General features: G+C 69.6%; 11 protein-coding genes and 7 pseudogenes. 9 read left to right on the top strand and 9 right to left on the bottom strand.

Features of this window, described 5'->3' with window-relative positions; translation table 11 throughout:
- Positions 1-197 precede the first annotated feature (197 nt).
- Positions 198-1,547 carry a transaminase gene (locus tag OG390_RS03295; protein ID WP_406164896.1) on the top strand — a complete coding sequence of 450 codons (1,350 nt, stop codon included), beginning with the start codon at positions 198-200 and terminating at the stop codon, positions 1,545-1,547.
- A 44-nt stretch (positions 1,548-1,591) separates the two neighbouring features.
- On the top strand, positions 1,592-2,032 hold the full coding sequence (locus OG390_RS03290) for an Lrp/AsnC family transcriptional regulator (protein ID WP_406164895.1): 441 nt from the start codon (positions 1,592-1,594) through the stop codon (positions 2,030-2,032).
- A 23-nt stretch (positions 2,033-2,055) separates the two neighbouring features.
- Here the strand turns inward: OG390_RS03290 and OG390_RS03285 are convergent, their stop codons facing one another.
- From OG390_RS03285 to OG390_RS03275, 3 genes and pseudogenes are all read right to left on the bottom strand, one after another.
- Positions 2,056-4,254 (bottom strand): FUSC family protein, encoded by a 2,199-nt coding sequence (locus OG390_RS03285; RefSeq protein ID WP_406177472.1) that lies wholly within the window; start codon positions 4,252-4,254, stop codon positions 2,056-2,058.
- A gap of 855 nt (positions 4,255-5,109) precedes the next feature.
- Positions 5,110-5,268, bottom strand: a pseudogene (locus OG390_RS03280) (NAD-dependent deacetylase); the annotation flags it as partial.
- A gap of 227 nt (positions 5,269-5,495) precedes the next feature.
- On the bottom strand, positions 5,496-7,115 hold the full coding sequence (locus tag OG390_RS03275; RefSeq protein ID WP_406164894.1) for a phosphodiester glycosidase family protein: 1,620 nt from the start codon (positions 7,113-7,115) through the stop codon (positions 5,496-5,498).
- Positions 7,116-7,473: 358 nt separating this feature from the next.
- On the opposite strand from OG390_RS03275, the pseudogene OG390_RS03270 reads away from it, so the two are divergent.
- Positions 7,474-7,917 (top strand): annotated as a pseudogene (locus OG390_RS03270) (DUF4291 domain-containing protein); the annotation flags it as partial.
- Here the strand turns inward: OG390_RS03270 and OG390_RS03265 are convergent.
- Positions 7,918-8,211 (bottom strand): annotated as a pseudogene (locus OG390_RS03265) (SDR family NAD(P)-dependent oxidoreductase); the annotation flags it as partial.
- Between the two features lie 103 nt (positions 8,212-8,314).
- On the opposite strand from OG390_RS03265, the gene OG390_RS03260 reads away from it, so the two are divergent.
- Complete coding sequence (locus OG390_RS03260) at positions 8,315-8,575, top strand: helix-turn-helix domain-containing protein (RefSeq protein ID WP_406164893.1); 261 nt, start codon at positions 8,315-8,317, stop codon at positions 8,573-8,575.
- Positions 8,576-8,965, top strand: a complete 390-nt coding sequence (locus OG390_RS03255) for a hypothetical protein (RefSeq protein ID WP_406177470.1) — start codon at positions 8,576-8,578, stop codon at positions 8,963-8,965.
- Positions 8,966-9,156: 191 nt separating this feature from the next.
- On the opposite strand, the gene OG390_RS03250 is transcribed toward OG390_RS03255, so the two are convergent.
- Together OG390_RS03250 and OG390_RS03245 are read right to left on the bottom strand one after the other, a co-directional pair.
- The gene (locus OG390_RS03250; RefSeq protein WP_406164892.1) at positions 9,157-9,570 is read right to left on the bottom strand and encodes a hypothetical protein; all 414 of its coding nucleotides are present in this window, start codon (positions 9,568-9,570) and stop codon (positions 9,157-9,159) included.
- Positions 9,571-9,933: 363 nt separating this feature from the next.
- A pseudogene (locus tag OG390_RS03245) lies at positions 9,934-10,233 on the bottom strand (FMN-binding glutamate synthase family protein); the annotation flags it as partial.
- Positions 10,234-10,556: 323 nt separating this feature from the next.
- Between OG390_RS03245 and OG390_RS03240 the strand changes: the two are divergent.
- Complete coding sequence (locus OG390_RS03240; protein ID WP_406164891.1) at positions 10,557-11,189, top strand: hypothetical protein; 633 nt, start codon at positions 10,557-10,559, stop codon at positions 11,187-11,189.
- On the opposite strand, the gene OG390_RS03235 is transcribed toward OG390_RS03240, so the two are convergent.
- Positions 11,176-12,114 carry a sigma-70 family RNA polymerase sigma factor gene (locus tag OG390_RS03235; protein WP_406164890.1) on the bottom strand — a complete coding sequence of 313 codons (939 nt, stop codon included), beginning with the start codon at positions 12,112-12,114 and terminating at the stop codon, positions 11,176-11,178. The genes OG390_RS03240 and OG390_RS03235 overlap by 14 nt on opposite strands.
- A 10-nt stretch (positions 12,115-12,124) precedes the next feature.
- Entirely contained in the window at positions 12,125-13,315 is a 1,191-nt protein-coding gene (locus OG390_RS03230; RefSeq protein ID WP_406164889.1) for an NAD(P)/FAD-dependent oxidoreductase, read from the bottom strand.
- Positions 13,316-13,533: 218 nt separating this feature from the next.
- Between OG390_RS03230 and OG390_RS03225 the strand changes: the two are divergent.
- Positions 13,534-13,641: pseudogene (locus OG390_RS03225) on the top strand (ATP-binding cassette domain-containing protein); the annotation flags it as partial.
- A gap of 268 nt (positions 13,642-13,909) precedes the next feature.
- Here the strand turns inward: OG390_RS03225 and OG390_RS03220 are convergent.
- A complete protein-coding gene (locus OG390_RS03220; RefSeq protein WP_406164888.1) occupies positions 13,910-15,019 on the bottom strand; it encodes an NAD(P)/FAD-dependent oxidoreductase in 1,110 nt (369 codons plus the stop codon).
- A gap of 413 nt (positions 15,020-15,432) precedes the next feature.
- On the opposite strand from OG390_RS03220, the pseudogene OG390_RS03215 reads away from it, so the two are divergent.
- Positions 15,433-15,594 (top strand): annotated as a pseudogene (locus OG390_RS03215) (DDE-type integrase/transposase/recombinase); the annotation flags it as partial.
- A gap of 132 nt (positions 15,595-15,726) precedes the next feature.
- Positions 15,727-16,614: pseudogene (locus OG390_RS03210) on the top strand (PEP-utilizing enzyme); the annotation flags it as partial.
- Positions 16,615-16,983: the final 369 nt, after the last annotated feature.

Raw genomic sequence — 16,983 nt, 5'->3', positions numbered from 1 at the left:
CACAGGACAGATACGGCGGATGTCGCTTTGTGACTCATGACGACCGGGTGTGATGGACCCCTCGGGTCGGGTGGGAGTGATCACTCCAGACTCTCGATTCGATTGCATCGACAGCCGAATCAATCGTCATATCTTGCTTTCGCATCATTTTCATTTGTAACATCGCGGTATTCGGTCACCAGATGGAGGAGCACCCGATGGACCGCACCCGCCTGCAGCAGCTCCTGGCCCGTGAGGTCGCCGAGGCCGAGCGTCGGAACCCGCGGTCCCAGGCTGCCTATGAAAGGGCCGACCACCTCTTCGGCCGGGTCCCGATGACGTGGATGAACAAGACCGCGGGGGCATTCCCCCGCTACCTGGACACGGCGCGCGGCGCCCGGATCACAGACATCGACGGCCACGAGTACATCGACTTCTGTCTCGGTGACACGGGCGCGATGGCCGGCCACTCACCCGCGGTGGTGGCCGAGGCGGTGCGGAGCCGGTTCGCGGAACTCGGCGGCGCGACCGCGATGCTGCCCACCGAGGACGCCGAGTGGGTGGGCGCCGAACTGACCCGCCGCTTCGGGCTCACGCGCTGGAGCTTCTCGCTGACCGCGACCGACGCCAACCGCTGGTCCATCCGGCTGGCGCGGGCAGTCACCGGTCGGCCGAAGATCCTGGTGAACAGCTACAGCTACCACGGCAGCGTCGATGAGTCGCTGATCGTGGTCAGTCCGGACGGACGCGGTACCTCTCGCCCCGGCAACGTCGGCGCCCCCTGCGACGTCACGCTCACCAGCCGGGTCGCGGAGTTCAACGACCTGGCACAGCTGGAGCGCGAACTCGCGCACGGCGACGTCGCCGCCGTCCTGATGGAGCCCGCGCTCACCAACATCGGCATCGTGCTGCCCGAACCCGGCTACCTGGAAGGCGTGCGGGAACTGACGCGCCAGTACGGCACGCTCCTCATCAACGACGAGACGCACACCTTCTCCGCCGGTCCCGGCGGCTGCACCGCCGCGTGGGGCCTTGAGCCGGACCTGCTGACCATCGGCAAGGCGATCGGCGGCGGTATCCCCGCCGGTGCCTACGGGCTCTCGGCCGAGCTCGCCGAGAAGCTCCTCGACCGTGACGACCTGGATCTGGTCGACATGGGCGGAGTCGGCGGCACCCTCGCCGGCAACGCCCTGTCCGTGGCCGCGACGCGAGCGACCCTGGAACACGTCCTCACCGATGACGCCTTCGACGGGATGTCGAAGCTGTCGGAGCGGTTCGAGGCGGGGGTACGCGCGGGTATCGACGCGTGGGCCCTGCCGTGGTCGGTGAGCAGGCTCGGCGCCCGGACCGAGTACCGCTTCGCCGATTCCGCGCCGCGCACCGGAACCGAATCCGCCGCCGCTGCCGACAGCGAGCTGGAGGACTACCTCCACCTCTACCTCGCCAACCGGGGCATCCTGCTCACCCCGTTCCACAACATGGCCCTCATGTGCCCCGCGACCACGGAGGAAGACGTGGACACACACACCGACGTCTTTGCCGCCGCCCTGTCCGAACTGGTCGGCTGAACCGCGCCGTCAGTCTTGGTTCGGGTGAGCGAGAGAGGAACAGCGTGGACGAGATCGACCGGGCCATCCTGCGCGAACTGCAGGTCGACGGCCGTATCGCCTATGCCGAACTGGGCCCGAAAGTCGGCCTGTCCGCATCCGCGGCCCGCCAGCGGCTGCAACGACTGCTCGACTCCCAGGCCGTACAGGTGGTCGGAGTCACGGACCCGATGGGCATGGGCGGACAGTCCATGGCACTGCTGGGCATCGCCGTGGACGGTGACCCCCGAGCGGTCGCCGACGAACTGGCCCAGCGGGCCGAGGTGGTCTACTCGGTGTTGACCTCCGGCGGCTTCGACCTGTTCGCCGAGGTCGTCTGCCCGGGCCCCCGGGATCTACTGGACTTCGTCAACGACATCGTGCGACCGATCGAAGGCGTCCGGCAGGTGCAGTCGTTCCCGTACTTCGGGATCCACACGCACCGGTTCCTGTGGAATGTGGGTTGAGGAAGCCACGACGCCGAACCCGGCTACGAGCCCCGCCCCTGCGACGATGCCTTGTCGGGTGTGGAGACGGTCACTCCCAGCGGACGGGCGAGACCGATCACCCCTTCGTCCAGACGCTGCAGATGCCGTAGCACCCGGCCCGTGACGCGGTCGTGCCGAGGGGGACCCGGCGCGTCCGTCTCCAGCATGGAAGCGAGGCTCGCACCGGTCTCGGCCACCCCGTCGCTGGCGTCGTCCTCGACGCGGGCGACGAGTACGTCGATGTTGTGGGCGATGCGCCGCCCCGCACCCTTGAGACGGGGATCCGCGGCGACCGTCTTGCTGTAGGGGAGCAGTTCGGCCGTCGCCGCCAGGGAACGCGCGTGATAGGCGCACGTCTCGAGCAGGGCCACAAGGTAGCGAGCGGTCTGGCGACGGGACCGCAGCGGGGTGATCGGATGGGTCAACGGCTGCGTGGAGGCCCGTAGATCGTCCAGTGCCGTGTCCAGATCCCGGGCCCGGTCCAGCAGATCGAGTGCGGGACCGCCGCTCAGCTGCTCCACCGCGGCACCGGTGACGTCACCGAGCCGGGTCAGCACCGTGCCGAGGAGTTCGTCGGTACGGCGATCGGTGTGCACCGGCAGGATCACGGCGGCCGCGATCACGCCGCAGGCGGCGCCGAGCGCGGTCTCCTCGATGCGCAGGACGAGAACCGAGGCGCTGTAGGTGTTGAGCAGCGTGTACAGCAGGCCCAGCATCGCCGTGACGAAGAAGGACATCAGGGCGTACGACAGCGGCGCGGTGAAGAACATGGCGAAGATGAACAGCAGGACGAGTGCGAACGCCGTCCAGGTGTGGTTGCCCACCAGGCCCGCCAGACCGACACCGGCCACCACGCCGAGAACGGTGCCCAGCAGCCGACGGTAGCCCTTGACGAGGATCTCCCCGGTGGACGCCGTGTTCAGGAAGACGACCCAGCAGGTCAGCACCGCCCAGTACCAGCGCTGGCTGGAGAGGAACTCCCCGCCGACGATGGCCAGGGCCGAACCCACCGACACCTGGACCGCGGCCCGGGTCGTGGGCCGCTCCAGTCCCTTGCGGTCGTCCCCGCCCTGCCCGGACTCCTCGGCCCCCGCGATGGCGACGTCCTCGGCATCGAGCTCCTCCCGGGAACGGGCCGTCGCGGGTGTGTCGTCGGACTCGTCCTGGGGGCCGTCGAGGGCCACCCGCAGGCCCAGGACCGAGCGCGCCGCCTCTCCGATGCCGCGGAAGACGTCCTGTACGAGGGCCGAGGCGCGCGGCAGATTCTCCTCGTCCCGGTAGCCGAGGAGCCGGTTGCGGAGGTGGGCCAGCGCGGTGCCGCGGTCGTTCGAGACCGGGCGGACCACGAGCAGGCGCAGTGCGTCGAGATCGCGGCGCAGCGTCGCGGTGGTGTCGTCCTGGGCGCGCAGCCGGTCGCCGGCAGGCGGCACGGGCGCGTGCGGCAGGTGCAGGGTGAGCGTGTCGGCGCGTTCGGCGCTACGCGCGGTCAGCAGGAGAACGCCGAGCCGCTCAGCGGCGATCTCGGCATCGGCCACTCGCCGTTGGACGAGCGAGGCGGTGGTACTGCTGCTCGTTCCCTCCTCCAGCCGCCCCTGGATCATCATCGCGCTCTCGTGGAGGCGTGCGGTGTGCCGGCGCACGTCCTCCAGGGCCTTGTCGACGCGGCCGGGCCCGGCATCGAGCAACTCGATCTGGGCGGACACCAATTGGGCCAGCCGGGCCCGGAACGCCTCACGCAGTCGCAGCAGAATGCGTTCGGGCGTCTCCACGACCAGGCCGAACCGCACCACCGCGCTGCAGGCGAACGCGACGGCCAGCGTTCCGTACAGCTGCGGCAGGGCGGCGGGGGTGGCCCTGACGAAAAGGGCGACGAAGTAGATCTGAAACCCGATGAGGCCCAGCGCCGTGCCGCGGTCCCCGAAGCGGCGGCTGTACACGGCGGCGAAGATCAGGGCGATGAAGAACAGATCGCCCGCGACGACCCTGGTGTTCAGCAGCGCCCCCAGTGACATCGCCGCCAGCGCCACGGGCAGGCCGAACGCGAGAGTAAGGGCCTGTTCGTGCCGCTGCTTCTCCTTGATGGCGAAGGTCGCGACCATGGCCCCCATGGCACCGGTCACCATGTGACTGACATCGGCCCCGAGCACAGCCAGGACCGCGAGCGTGAGCGCGATGGCACCAACGGTCCGCAGCCCGGCCATCAGCCGCAACAGCCCGGGGTCGGATGCCTCGAACCGGTCCCAGATCCCCGTCCAATTCGGCCTTGCCACTGTCTTCACGCTGTCGCTTTTCCCCGCTCTCCATCATGATCCGCAGTCCCAGCATGGCACGCGCCCGTGCAGCCCTGCGCTGGATGACGTCGACGGGGCGATGGCACACGCCCGGGACGGGCCGACGGTCACATAGCGCAGTCCGTCCCCGTCGAAGGCACCGCCAACCATGGACTCCACGCCCAGCTTCGAGACGACGGCAGCCAGCCGCACCGGAGCCGCGCCGTCCCCCCGCCGGGGGTCCACCGGGGCCGCCCCAGATCCTGTAGGGGACCGTGCTTGCTGCGGTGATGTGTCCGTCTGCCACGGGCGTGCCCGCGACGGGGGTGACGAAGGTTCATCGACCTCAGCCTCGCCGCGATCAGACGCCCACCGCCGCCCCACACCGATCGGCCACGCCTTCCACCGGTCAACCCGGCACCGACGACGCCGACACCAAGCCCGCGTCAGTCACTGCAAGCGCCGCGGCAACAGCCCGTAGCCCGGGGCGCCGCCCCGGCCACCCGGAGCACCGCGGTCGCTGTCTCAGACCGCGACGTCCGCGCCACCGGACCAAGCCGACCGCCCGATCTGTAGCCGACCGTCGAGACACGGGGGCCGGGCGGGGGACTGTGTCGCCGGCCAGGAAGACACGCTGCCGATCTCCACAGCACCGGAACCGGGACCGGCCTTGGCCGGCCGTGGCGTTGAGCCGGAGCTGCCGCGGGGAGGTGCCTCGGGGAGGTGCCTCGGGCAACGGAATGGGTGGCGGCCGGACGGTGGAAGAGGGGCCTCCTGGTCGTGCTCGGCACGGAGCCGACGCGGCAGCTGGGGCGGTGCGGTGCCGATGGGTTCGCGGATGACCTCGTCGGCGCGGTTGTCGTACGGGGTCGGCTCGGCGTTGACGGTGATCAGACAGGCGCCGTTTTCAGCGGCGACTCAGACGAGCCCGGCGGCGGGGGGTACAGCGGGTTGGACGGGACGGGGGTCAAGCTAATTACCTCGTGCGGGACGAACTGGGCGGCGCCTTGCCCGACCGGTGTCGCGCCCGCCCCGGAAGTCAGGGACAAGTCGACTGTGCCGCGCGGCCGCCGCTTCCGCCGGCGCGACCGCCCGACGCAAGCCGCCAGTCGGCGACGCCCCGGCCAGCTCCGCCGCCCAGCGGTCGCCCGGCGGCGGAGCGATGACCGTGGTCAGTCGGCCTGTGCCGGGATCACCTGCACCGTGTCCCCGACGGCGCGCTCACCGGTCGTGTCCGAGGGGTTGTTGACCAGGGTTCCGCGGACGGCCATGGCCGTGGAGCCGCCGCCATCGAGGTTCAGCGCCTGGACAGCGCCGAGCGAGCGCATGAACTCGGCCGCCTCATGGAGGGTGAAGCCCTCGCTGCCACCGGTCTGCCGCCCGTCGACCGTGGCCAGGATCAGTCGGCCCTTCCTATCGACACCGGCCATGGTGCGCGGCTGGCGGACGTTGGCCCAGGCGTATCCGAAGGACAGGTCCTGCGGGTCGACAACGCCCTCGGCGACCGCGTCGATGTCGATGCGGCCGTCCTTCACCAGGGTGGGCGCGGCACTCACGATGGAGTCGTCGTCATCGAGTTCGACCCGTCGGCCGCTGGTGTCGCGGATGACCTCGGCGACTCGAATTCGGCTGCCGGGATCGGCGTGTGTGGTCAGCCAGTCGGCAGCACCGCCGATGCCCTGCAGGACGCTCCCGCCCGCCGGTACCCGGCCGACGCGCGCACCGACCGAGACCACCCGGCCGGATGCGTCGAGCACCGCCTGGACGCCGGGCCCGGTGGGCAGGTCGGCGCCGAACTCGGGGGTGAACCGGACCAGGTCGTCGGTCAGTCGGCAGGTGACGTCCTGCCAGGGCAGGTCGCTGGGGGTGGTGCCGGTACGGCCGCAGTCGCGCACCAGTCCCGGGACCCGGTTGATGCCCTGGATCCGGTATGAGGAGTTTCCGGCCCGGGCGGTGACGGTGGTGGTCAGATCGGCCACACGGATGTGGCTGCCGCCGTCCCCGAGGATCAGCGCGGCCCGCGAGCCGGCCGCCATCGACCCCAACTGGCCGTCGTAGGCGCCCAGGCCGGACGTGGTGCCCTGGACGCCGTCGGCGTCCGAGGTCACGAAGAAGCCGCCGTTGACGGCAACCAGCGAGTTCAGCTGAGCGGCGACCGACGAGGTGGTCTTCCGCTGTGCGACATTGCCGCCGTGGGTGCCCTCGACGGTGCCGTTGAAGACGCGTGGGTCGATCAACGCGACATGGACGTTTTCCCGGTCGGCGGGCTGCTGGATGTCGTAGCCGGTCCAGGCGACCGAAGCGTGGAAGCCGGCCGAGGTGATCGCCGCCGCCGCGGACTGGGCGGCGGCCTGTGTGGAGAAGGAGCCGACCCGTACCCGAAGTCCCATCACTCCGTGCGGGGCGTCGGAGTAATCGGGCCACCGGACGCTCTCCACGCGCGGCTGGAAACCCGCGTCGCGCAGCTTCCGCTCCGTGGCGTCGGCCCAGCTCTGGGTGCCGACCTCGGACCAGGTCGCGGCGCCGGTCAGCCGACTGACGCCCGGGGACTGAACTGCGACCGTCCAGGTGGGCGTGACGTCGACGTTCCGGATGGTGCCGGTACGTACCTGTACGCCGGGTGCGAGGGTCTCGGCCGCCCACTGCATGGTCGCCGCGGAGTTCGCGGGGTCGGCCTGCGCTGCGGTCGGCATCAGGGAGGGAAGGGCGATGGCTAGTACGGCGGCGACGCCGAGGCCCGCGCGCACGCGGGCGGTACCTCGAGCGGGTCTGCCGAGGGCATTGTGGTCCATGACTTCCTCACGGCTGGGGCGCGATGATGGCCGGTGGGGGCAATGTCTTGCGGCCGTGTGCGCGACCCATCTCAAACAACCGCTACGACTCCCGAGGCTCGGGCGCATGAAGCCCAGGACAGGGGGCGGGAAACAACAGGAAGCGGCCTCGTCTCGAACGGGGAGGGCTGCCGAAGCCATCGAAGACGAACAGGGGTTGCGCTGTTGACGCCCCACACGCCTGCAGGTGCCCAGCCGATTGATCCCGACCTGGACGGTCCGCGTCTGCGCTCGGACCCGCGGAGGGCTGAGGGCACCGGCCCTGACGCGCTCTAAAATCAATGGCCGACCGATTCCCGTCAGCCCCACCCTGTACCCCATGGAAGAACCGCAACGCGGGATCCGCGCGCTCTACACGGCATCCACCGTCACCATCTACCAGGCGTACTCTCCGGCCGTCGGCCTGCCTGCCGTGCGTGAGGGCCGTTTCCCCGTCACGTGGAAGCGGGATCGGATGACATGGATCAAGCCCTCGTTTCTGTGGATGATGTACCGCTGCGGCTGGGGCCGCAAGGAGGGGCAGGAGACCGTGCTGGCCGTCGAGATCAGCCGTGAGGGGTTCGTCTGGGCTTTGCGCAACGCGTGCCTCTCGCACTACGTCCGTGGGCTGCACGCCGACCAGACCGACTGGAAACGACAGTTGCGGCAGGCGCCGACGCGGGTCCAGTGGGATCCGGAGCGCGATCTGCAGCTCCAGCCTCTGCCGTACCGCTCGCTGCAACTCGGGCTCTCCGGCGAGGCCGTACAACGCTACGCGGACGAGTAGGTCGGCAGCGGTCAGTTCGCCGGTGGCGGCGGTCGGGCCGGCGATGCCGGCGTTGTTGATCAGCACGTCGACGTGTCCGGCCTCGGCCCGCACAGTTGCCGCGGCCGCGGTGACCGACGCGTCGTCGGTGATGTCGATCAGGAGTGGACGGGCGCCCAGGGCCTTGGTGGCCTCGGCCCCGCGGTGCACAGCCCGTGCTCCTGCGTAGACGGTGTGGCCCTGCTCGATGAGGCGGCGGGCCGTCTCGAAGCCGAGGCCTTTGTTCGCCCCGGTGATAACGGTGGCTGTCATGTCTCTCAGCCTGCGCGCCCCGCGCAGGAACAGACAGAGCCCGCATCAGCGGGGGGTCGGGCAGTACCAGGCTGTCGCCCGGTCCCGGGCGGACAATGGCAGCGTGAACGACGATCCCGCAACCCTCGGCCAAGCACTGCGCCACTGGCGCGACCGGACCAGCCCCAAGGACCTCGGACTTTTCGTGGGCAGCGTCCGCCGGGCCCCCGGCCTGCGGCGCGAGGAACTCGCTCAGCTCGCCGGCCTCTCCGTCAACTACGTCGTCCGCCTGGAACGAGGACGCGCCACCTCACCCTCCCCGCAGGTGCTCGCCTCGCTCGCCCGCGCCCTATACCTGTCGGAGCCCGAACGCGACCACCTCTAACTGCTCTCCGGACAGGCATCGCCCACCGCGGGACACGTCTCCCCGCACATCCCGCCCAGCGTCCAGCGGCTGCTCGACCAGCTGCGCAACACTCCCCTCAGCGTCCACGACTCCGCCTGGAACCTCATCTCCTGGAACCCTCTCTGGGCCGCCCTCATCGGTGACCCCTCCGCATGGCGGGGAAAGGAACGCAACATCGCCTGGCGGCACTTCGCCGGACTGCCCAGCCGTGTCACCCACACCCCCGAGCAGCAAGCCCGGTTCGAAACAGCCCTCGTCTCCGACCTGCGTTCCTCTGGACTTCCCCGAAGCCGAGTTCCCACGCAGCGCGACGAGCCGGGTGTCTGTGGTGCCCACGATGCTCCGCGCCACACTACCGGCGGCCGGTGACACCGCCCGGCACCTCGGCAGCGCCCGCACGTCCCAGCCGGGCAGCCGCGAATATCCGCCAGGAAAGGCGTCACGCGTGCCGGGAGGCCGTGACGGCGCCCAACGCGCGGTCGGGGCCGTCGTCAATTCTCCGCGGCTGGCCTGCCAGATCTGTGCACGTGTTTTTCGGTACTCGTCACGGCGCATGCGGCTCATGGACTCGGGCTGGCTCCGTCCAGCAGCGCCGCGATGCGCTCGGCTGTCTTCTGGCCTGCCCGCTGCTTGATCAGACCCTCCTTCGCAATCGCCCGCACGTGCAGGGTGGTCCGCTCGCCGCTGCGCGTCACATCGACGGTGACCACCACCGGATTCATGTTGAGGGCCCCGCCTCCGGTGAGCACGCGCAGAGTCACTCGGTCCGTTGCCGCTTCCACCAACTCCGGATTCACGCCTGGAGTCAGCCCCACGAGTACAGTGCGGACGCGCTCAAGAGCCCGATCGAAACCCAGCGGCACTTCGCGGTCGAACTCACTGATGTCGTTCTTGAGGAATCGGGAGGCGATCTTCCCACCGCGGTTGATGCGGCCGAGGGCTTCAGCTAGGAGCTTGTCCTCTGACTGCTGCATCCGGCGCCTCCATCTGGCCTGCACGGTCGAAACGGCTCCGCCAAGAGTGCGCTGCCACACGGAAGTTTTCAACGGCAGCAGTCCCTCACCACGCCCGTCCCACGCCTCCGAAACGCCATCGCGCCTCAACGCACCCGAGTTCACAACTGCCCAGAGTGTTCTGTTGTGCTCACCTCCATCCGAACAGGCCCGAGGGCGCGGCCGCCATCGAGTTGCACGAGCAGACGAAAAGAACTCAAAGAAACGCACCGACCACCGGGCCCGGAGCAACTGTCGCCGGATGAGTGGGCCATCGCCCGCTCGCTGGCCGGCGAGGTGCTGGTTTCGATGGCGCGCCGCGTCCTTTCACGGCCGCGCGATGTGTCATGCGTTGAAGCGGTCGGGATCGGCGGCCTTCCAGTGCGCTGCCCAGGATTCGGGCGGCGCGATCAGCAACTGGCCGGGGGCCAGCCAGTCGTAGAGCTCCGCGTAGGACTGGACGGTGACCGGGTCTACGCGCCGGCGCAGCATGTGCGGGCGCAGTTCGGCCGGTTCGCTCACGCCCAGCGAGGCGATGATCTGTTGCGCGCTTTTCACCGTGGCGGCCTGGAAGCGGTGGACCCGGGCCGACTTGTCGTCGACGTGCAAGGCGCGTGCGCGGCGAGGGTCTTGTGTGGCGACGCCGACGGCGAGACGGTCAACGCCGTGACGCCGAAGGTGATTGCGGCGGCTCCGATGAATCCGATCACTGCAATTCCGATCATGCGTGTCCTTGACCCGAGGCCTGGTAGTTGACGTACCCGAACGTCGTGAGCTGGTCCGAGACCCAGGGGTGGAAGCGGTCGTCCGTGGAACGACCCCCGGCGTGCCTGCCCGAGGAGCTCCAGTAACGGCCGTCACGTTTAACGTCCGGCCGGGAGTGGCAACTGGCACGGTGGGCAGTAACACCCAAGCAATAGTGCCGAGTTGAGGCGCGACCCAGGGCAACGCTGACGCCGGGAGGAAGCATGGGCGCGGCCAACATCGGCCCGTCCCTCAAGAAGCTGCTGAAGCAGCGGAGGCTATACCCGCGCAAGGCGAAACCCGGTCAGCACGCGCGCGGCGAGGAGACCTTCTTCGTACTCCTGGACGACGGGCATGAGGACGGATTCCAGGTCGGCCACGTCGTGGAGGTGGCGGGAGGGCTGGCGTGGATCGCCTACGCCCGGGCACAGGGTTATGCCCCCAGGAAAGTCGGCGTGGGGCTGCCGAGCTTCGAGGCGGCGGTACAGGCCGTCATCGACCACGCCCGCTACGACGACATCCTGCGGGCCACCGAAGCGAGATCGGGCACCGTCACGACCTGCACCGCTGTGGTGGACGAGGGCCATGCCGAGTGGCTCGCCGCGCTCGAAGAATCCGAAGGCATCACCCACCTCGGCAACGACAGGGTCCAATTCACCGAGTCCGCCGTCGCGTTCCTGCGTAACCCTCCGATGCCGCTCGCGCTCTGTCTCGAAGTCCAAACCGACAACGAGCTGGTGCTGGATCTTTGCTCGTACAGGCTGACACGCGACCGGTGGAGCCGGATGCCCGCTCTCAACCGAGCACAACCTCACTCAGGTCACTGGATTCCGGTGGCTCAGGTCACCATGCGTTGATGACCGGCGCGTCGGGCTCGTGCTGCCGCCAGGCCCTGTTGAGGCGCGCGAGTCGGTCCGCGGCGGCGATGCCGCGCAGGGACGCGACCTTGCCGTCACTGACTTCGAACGCCACGGCGCCCACGACCCGGTCGTCGACCACAGCGAGGACGGCCGGGGAGCCGTTGACCAGCGCGATGTGCATCGCGGGGGAGCCGCCGGCCAGCCGCCGCTTCGCCGGAGTGGGCTTGAAGCCGGCCCGCACGTAGGAGGCGACCCGCTCGCGCGTCGTGTACCGCAGCAGCCGCCTGGCCAGTCCGGCGCCGTCCGAGACCGCCGTCACGTCGTCGGTGAGCAGCGCCACCAGCCGTTCGGTGCGCCCCGACGTGGCGGCGGCGAGGAACTCCTCGACGACCCGGCGCGCGGACGCGGGGTCGGCCTCTCCGCCGCGGCGGCGCTCGGCGGCGACCCGGATGCGGGCGCGGTGGACATGCTGCTGGCTCGCGGACTCGGTGATGTCGAGGATTCCGGCGATCTCGGCGTGGCTGTACGAGAAGGCCTCGCGCAGGACGTAGACGGCTCGCTCGACCGGTGAGAGGCGCTCCATGAGGGTCAGTACGGCCAAGGACACCGATTCGCGCTGCTCGAAGGTGTCGGCCGGGCCGAGCATCGGGTCGCCCTCGAGGAGCGGCTCGGGCAGCCAGGCCCCGGCCGCGCGCTCGTGGCGCGCCCGCGCCGAGCGGAGCCGGTCGAGGCAGAGATTGGTGACGGCCTTGGTCAGCCACGCTTCCGGCACCTCGACCCGTTCGCGGTCTGCGGCCTGCCAGCGCAGGAACGTGTCCTGCACGGCGTCCTCGGCGTCGGCCGCCGAGCCGAGCAGACGGTACGCGAGCGAGGCCAGCCGGCCCCGGCTGGCCTCGAACCGATCGATGGCTGCGCTGTCCATGCGGAACAACCTATGCGGCTGCCCTCACGCCGGCCTGGTCGGGTGCGGTGGCCAGGCGGCGCTTGCGCTTCGGCATGCCGAAGGTCGGGTGGGCGATGCTCCACCCGGCCCCCTTGAGCACGCCCGACTTGAGCCGCGCGGCGGTCCGGCCGCCCAGGTACGAGGACTTCGACCGGACGTCCCCGTCCACCATCTGGAAGATCGCGTCCCGCCGCCCGAGGCTGATGTGGTTGCCGTAATACTTCAGCCCGGTGGTCGGGACCTCGCTGCCCGTCAGGCGCGCGATGATCGCGGCCGTCGCCTGCATGTTGGTGAATCCGGCCGAGGCGCAGGACATCGGCAGCGGCCGGCCGTTCTCGCCGATCGCGTAGGCGCAGTCACCGGCGGCGTAGACGTCCGGGTGCGAGACCGAGCGCATGGTGCGGTCGACGACGATCTGGCCTGTCCCGGCGACCTCCAGGCCGCTGGCTGCCGCGATGGGGTGCACGGCGAACCCGGCCGACCACACGGTCACCTCGGCCGGGATGGACCTACCGTCGGCGGCGATCGCCCGCGTCGGCTCGACGGCTTCGATTCCGGTGTGCTCGTGGACGGTGATGCCGAGCCGGTCGAAGGCCTGGCGCAGGTGGCGGCGGGCCTTCGGGGAGAGCCAGGCGCCCAACTCGCCGCGGGCGGCGAGTGCGACCGAAAGGTCGGGCCGCGACTCGGCGAACTCGGTGGCGGTCTCGATGCCGGTGAGCCCCTCACCGACGACCAGCACCGTGCCGCCCTCGCCCAGGCCGGCCAGGCGCTCGCGCAGACGCAGCGCCGAGGACCGGCCGGTCACATCGAAGGCGTACTCGGCCACGCCGGGGACGCCATGGTGGGCGACGGAGCTGCCGAGCGCGTAGAGAAGCGTGTCGTACGCGAGCTCGCCATCGCCGTCCTCGCCGGTCACGGCGACGGTCCTGCGCTCGGGGTCGACGCCGGTGACGCGCGCCAGGCACAGCCGCACCCCGGTACCGGCGAACACGTCGGCGAGCTTGCGGAACGCGAGGTCCTGGCCGATCGCGAGCTGGTGGAGCCGCATCCGCTCGACGAAGTCGGGCTCGGTGTTGACGACGGTGATCTCGGTGTCGGCGGGGGAGAGCCGGCGGACCAGGTTCCCGGCGGCGAAGGCCCCGGCGTATCCGGCGCCGAGTACGACGATGCGGTGCTTCATGGCGTTGCTCCTGTCTCGTTCGCGTGCCCCTTGAACGAGACGGCGCCTCGATTGCTGACAGGAGCCGAGTGTGACGCGGGTCACCGACCGAGATGAGCGGCCGAGTCTCCGGCAGGCGCTTGGGCCTGCCTTGGGCAGTCGAAACGGGGCGCTGGCCAACCATGGATCGAGATGGCCAACTGTCGATCGGCGTCACACCCGTGTGACCGAACGTCTCGCTGACCGTCCGCGCCGGTGAAGTTCTGTGCCTGCTGGGCCACAACGGCGCCGGCAAGTCCACCCTCATCAAGATCCTCTCCGGGGTGTACGCCCCGACGGAGGGCACTCGTCACGCGTCCGATCTCGCCGACTGGGACCGCTGCGTCAAGCCGCCTGGCCGCACAGGCACCAACTGGTGCCGCTTGCAACACGGTTTTTGGCGTGGCGCTCCACCGCGAGACGCGGGTAACTCGTGCGCGGGGTGGAGCGGCAGAGGTGGAGGACCGTCCGGTCTTGCCGGCTCGCGTGACGCGGTGGCGCGGCTTTACGAGCCTGATTCGGGCGCGCGGAAACACACCCGTCTGGTCGCGGTGCTGGTGGCGCTTGCCCGGGCTGTCACGGGGGGAACCGCTCCGGGCGGAAGTCCGCAAGGATCTCCTCTCTCTTCCCGCTGAGGATCTCCGAAGCAAGCAGCCGGCCGATCACCGGCCCGAGCGTGATGCCGCTGTGGGAAACGGCCTCGTAGTAGCCCGGCACAGACGGCACCGCTCCCACCGAGGGGAATCCGTCGGCCGGGATGGGCCGGTTGGCTACCCGTGTCTGTGCGATGCGGGAGTTGCCGAGCTCGGGAACGACGTGCCGCGCCGATTCGTGGAGCAGCCGTGCGAGTTCCGCTGGATCCTCGCCTGTGTCGATGAGTGCGTCGATCTCGCGGCTGTGGAGGACCACCGAAGCGTCTCCGTCAGGACGGATCTCGATGTGAGGCGCGTGCATGGCCCGGTGAACCGGGACCTGAGCACAGCCGATCCGGGTGACGGCGCCGGGTTCCCGGCGCATCGGCAAGCGCCGTGCGATGAGCCCGGCGACGTGGGAGGCGCCGGGGCCTGCTGCGTTCACGACGATGTTGACGTCGAGACAGCTCCCATCGGATAGAGCAACTGTCCGGATGCTCCCGTCGGCACCGGTGCCGATGTCACAGACCGCGGTGCCGGACCGGCGCTCGGCGCCGGATGCAACGGCCTGGCCGACCAGGCGGCCGACGAGATGACGTCCGTGCACCCAGGCTTCGTCGGGGTAGAACACGACTGGAACCTCGCCGGGCATCGTGAGAGCAGGTTCGAGGCGGCGGCGCACCTCGGCCCCCGTCCACAGCTCGACCCGGTAGTCCCAGCTAGTCAGCAGTCCAGCTGTTTCCAGAAGCTTCGCCTCCGCTGCGGGATCATCTGCCCAGCGCAGGTGGCCACTGGGATACCACCATGAGTCTGGCCCGATGGTCCTGGCGAGCTCACGGTACGCTGCCATGCCCGCGACGTTCAGGTCGAAGTAGGACTTGCGTGCGGTCTTGTTGCTGGCGTTGACCCACGAGAAGGACCAGTCGGTGACGCCTTCGCCCGGCTGGCCTGCGTCGATGAAGACCACCTTGGCGCCGTGCCGGGACAGGTTCCAGCCCACGCTGGCTCCGAGGATGCCCACTCCGATGACAGCAACACGTTCAGGCCGCTTCACCAACCCGATCCTCACGAACGCCCCCTTCCCAGACCACGGGCGCACTCAACTCCCGTTTCCAGCATGCAAGCATGGTCATGGTCAGACCGCGCCGGCCGCGGGAGGCACGGTCCAGGACGGCTCAGACCAGGGTGAGGCAGCTGGTCTCGCCGGGCAGCCGGCCGATGACCTTGGTGGCACCGGCGCCCCCTCACCACGCAGAGCACCTTCAGCGTCCCACCGCAAGCACCCAAGTGCTGTCGAAACTCAGCGATATTACCTTCGGCGACACCGGTCGGTGTCGCCGCCCATCGACAACCGGTGTCAGGACTCACTGACCTTCCCCTCGTAGCCTAGAGACCCTGACTGCAGGGGAAGTTGAGGGTGCCGCACCTGACCTGGTACGACGTAAGTTCGACGCGATCACACCCGACGTGCTGTGGTGGGGCGACATGACGGAGATCGACACTGGCGAGGGCACGCTCTACCTCGCCTCCGTCCACGACGCCTTCTCCCGCCGCGCCCTGGGCTACGCGATGGGCGAGCGGCACGATACCGCGCTGGTCAGCGCCGCCCTGCAGATGGCGATCGCCACCAGAGGCGGCCAAGTTCGACGTCCTGGAAACCGCCGGAACCGAACTCCTTGCCCGGCCGTACCGCGAGCGCCGCGCGATCCTGCAGGCCCTCTTCTCCCGCGACACGCTCGCCGCCCCGTCCACGCTGTGCCCGAGGCCTACCTCGACCGGTACGGCATGCGCTGCGTCGGCGAGATCGACATCACGAGGCCGCGTTGGCGCGAGCGCCCCACCACGCTCGTGCCCGTGATCCTCGACAACGTCAGGAACTTCGAGCCGGGCGCCGCCGAGCGGCGCTTTGAGGAAGGCCGACAGAAGGCGCAGAAGAAGGAACAGGACGTGTTGTCACGCTTGCTGGCCCTGCCGGACGGGGACCAGAAAGCCGACGAGGCCCGGCGGATGATCGAACGGGTCCGAACCTTCATCGGGTACCGGGAGTACCCGAAGTACGGCATCGTCAGCCGCTACTTCGTCTACGAGCAGGCCCTGTTGGCGGAGGCCGAGCGCCTTGTGCAGGCCGACGTGCTTGCTGAGAAGGAGGACATCTTCTACCTCACGTTCCAGGAACTCCACGACGTCGTGCGCTCCAACGACGTGGATGCCCAGCTCATCGAGCAGCGCAAGGACGCGTTCCGGTCGTACGAGGCGCTCACGCCGCCCCGGGTGCTCACATCGGACGGTGAGGCCGTCACGGGGGCGTACCGGCGCGACGACGTGCCGGCCGGCGCCCTGATCGGCCTACCGGTTTCCGCCGGGACCACCGAGGGAAGGGCCCGCGTCATCCTTGACATGGCGGAGGCCGATCTCGAAGCGGGCGACATCCTGGTCACGTCCTACACGGATCCCAGCTGGTCGCCGCTGTTCGTCGGAATCACGGGCCTGGTGACGGAGGTGGGCGGCCTGATGACCCATGGCGCAGTGATCGCCCGGGAGTACGGCTTGACGGCCGTCGTGGGCGTGGAGCAGGCCACCCGGCTGATCCGGGACGGGCAGCGGATCCGCGTGCACGGAACCGACGGGTACGTCGAGATCGTGCCTTGACCGACCACACCGGGAACACGTCGCCTCACAGCGCGGTGAGGTCGAGTACCAGCTTGCCTGTGGTCGCCCCTGCCTCGATCCGGCGGTGAGCTTCGACATCTCGCTCCACCACCGGCCCCGCCGTGCGCGCGGGTCGGGTACCGAGTCGAAGTAGGGGCGCAGGTCGGCGATCCGGCCGGTGTCCAGCGGCCCCAGTTTCACCAGCACGGCAGGGACGGGAGAGGATGCAGCGGCAGGCACGGGCCACCTCGTGATCATCTGGCTTAGACACCACAATGATCACGAAGCCCGTGCCTGCTCTGCTATGCGCCCCAACCGGTCACAACCCGACCAGCCACACGACCCCGGAACTTGCAACCGCCCTGGTCG

The organism is Streptomyces sp. NBC_00996 (genome assembly GCF_045162675.1).
GTDB lineage: Bacteria > Actinomycetota > Actinomycetes > Streptomycetales > Streptomycetaceae > Streptomyces.
The sequence above is the reverse complement of the archived record's forward strand: the minus strand, read 5'-3'. Positions and strand labels throughout refer to the sequence as shown.

What these genes read in the sequence shown, in the direction of transcription:
- OG390_RS03240 (WP_406164891.1), top strand. Translation starts at nt 10,557, where the DNA reads ATGGGCGCGGCCAACATCGGCCCGTCCCTCAAGAAGCTGCTGAAGCAG.
- OG390_RS03230 (WP_406164889.1), bottom strand. Translation starts at nt 13,315, where the DNA reads ATGAAGCACCGCATCGTCGTACTCGGCGCCGGATACGCCGGGGCCTTC.
- OG390_RS03235 (WP_406164890.1), bottom strand. Translation starts at nt 12,114, where the DNA reads ATGGACAGCGCAGCCATCGATCGGTTCGAGGCCAGCCGGGGCCGGCTG.
- OG390_RS03285 (WP_406177472.1), bottom strand. Translation starts at nt 4,254, where the DNA reads ATGGCCGGGCTGCGGACCGTTGGTGCCATCGCGCTCACGCTCGCGGTC.
- OG390_RS03275 (WP_406164894.1), bottom strand. Translation starts at nt 7,115, where the DNA reads ATGGACCACAATGCCCTCGGCAGACCCGCTCGAGGTACCGCCCGCGTG.
- OG390_RS03250 (WP_406164892.1), bottom strand. Translation starts at nt 9,570, where the DNA reads ATGCAGCAGTCAGAGGACAAGCTCCTAGCTGAAGCCCTCGGCCGCATC.
- OG390_RS03295 (WP_406164896.1), top strand. Translation starts at nt 198, where the DNA reads ATGGACCGCACCCGCCTGCAGCAGCTCCTGGCCCGTGAGGTCGCCGAG.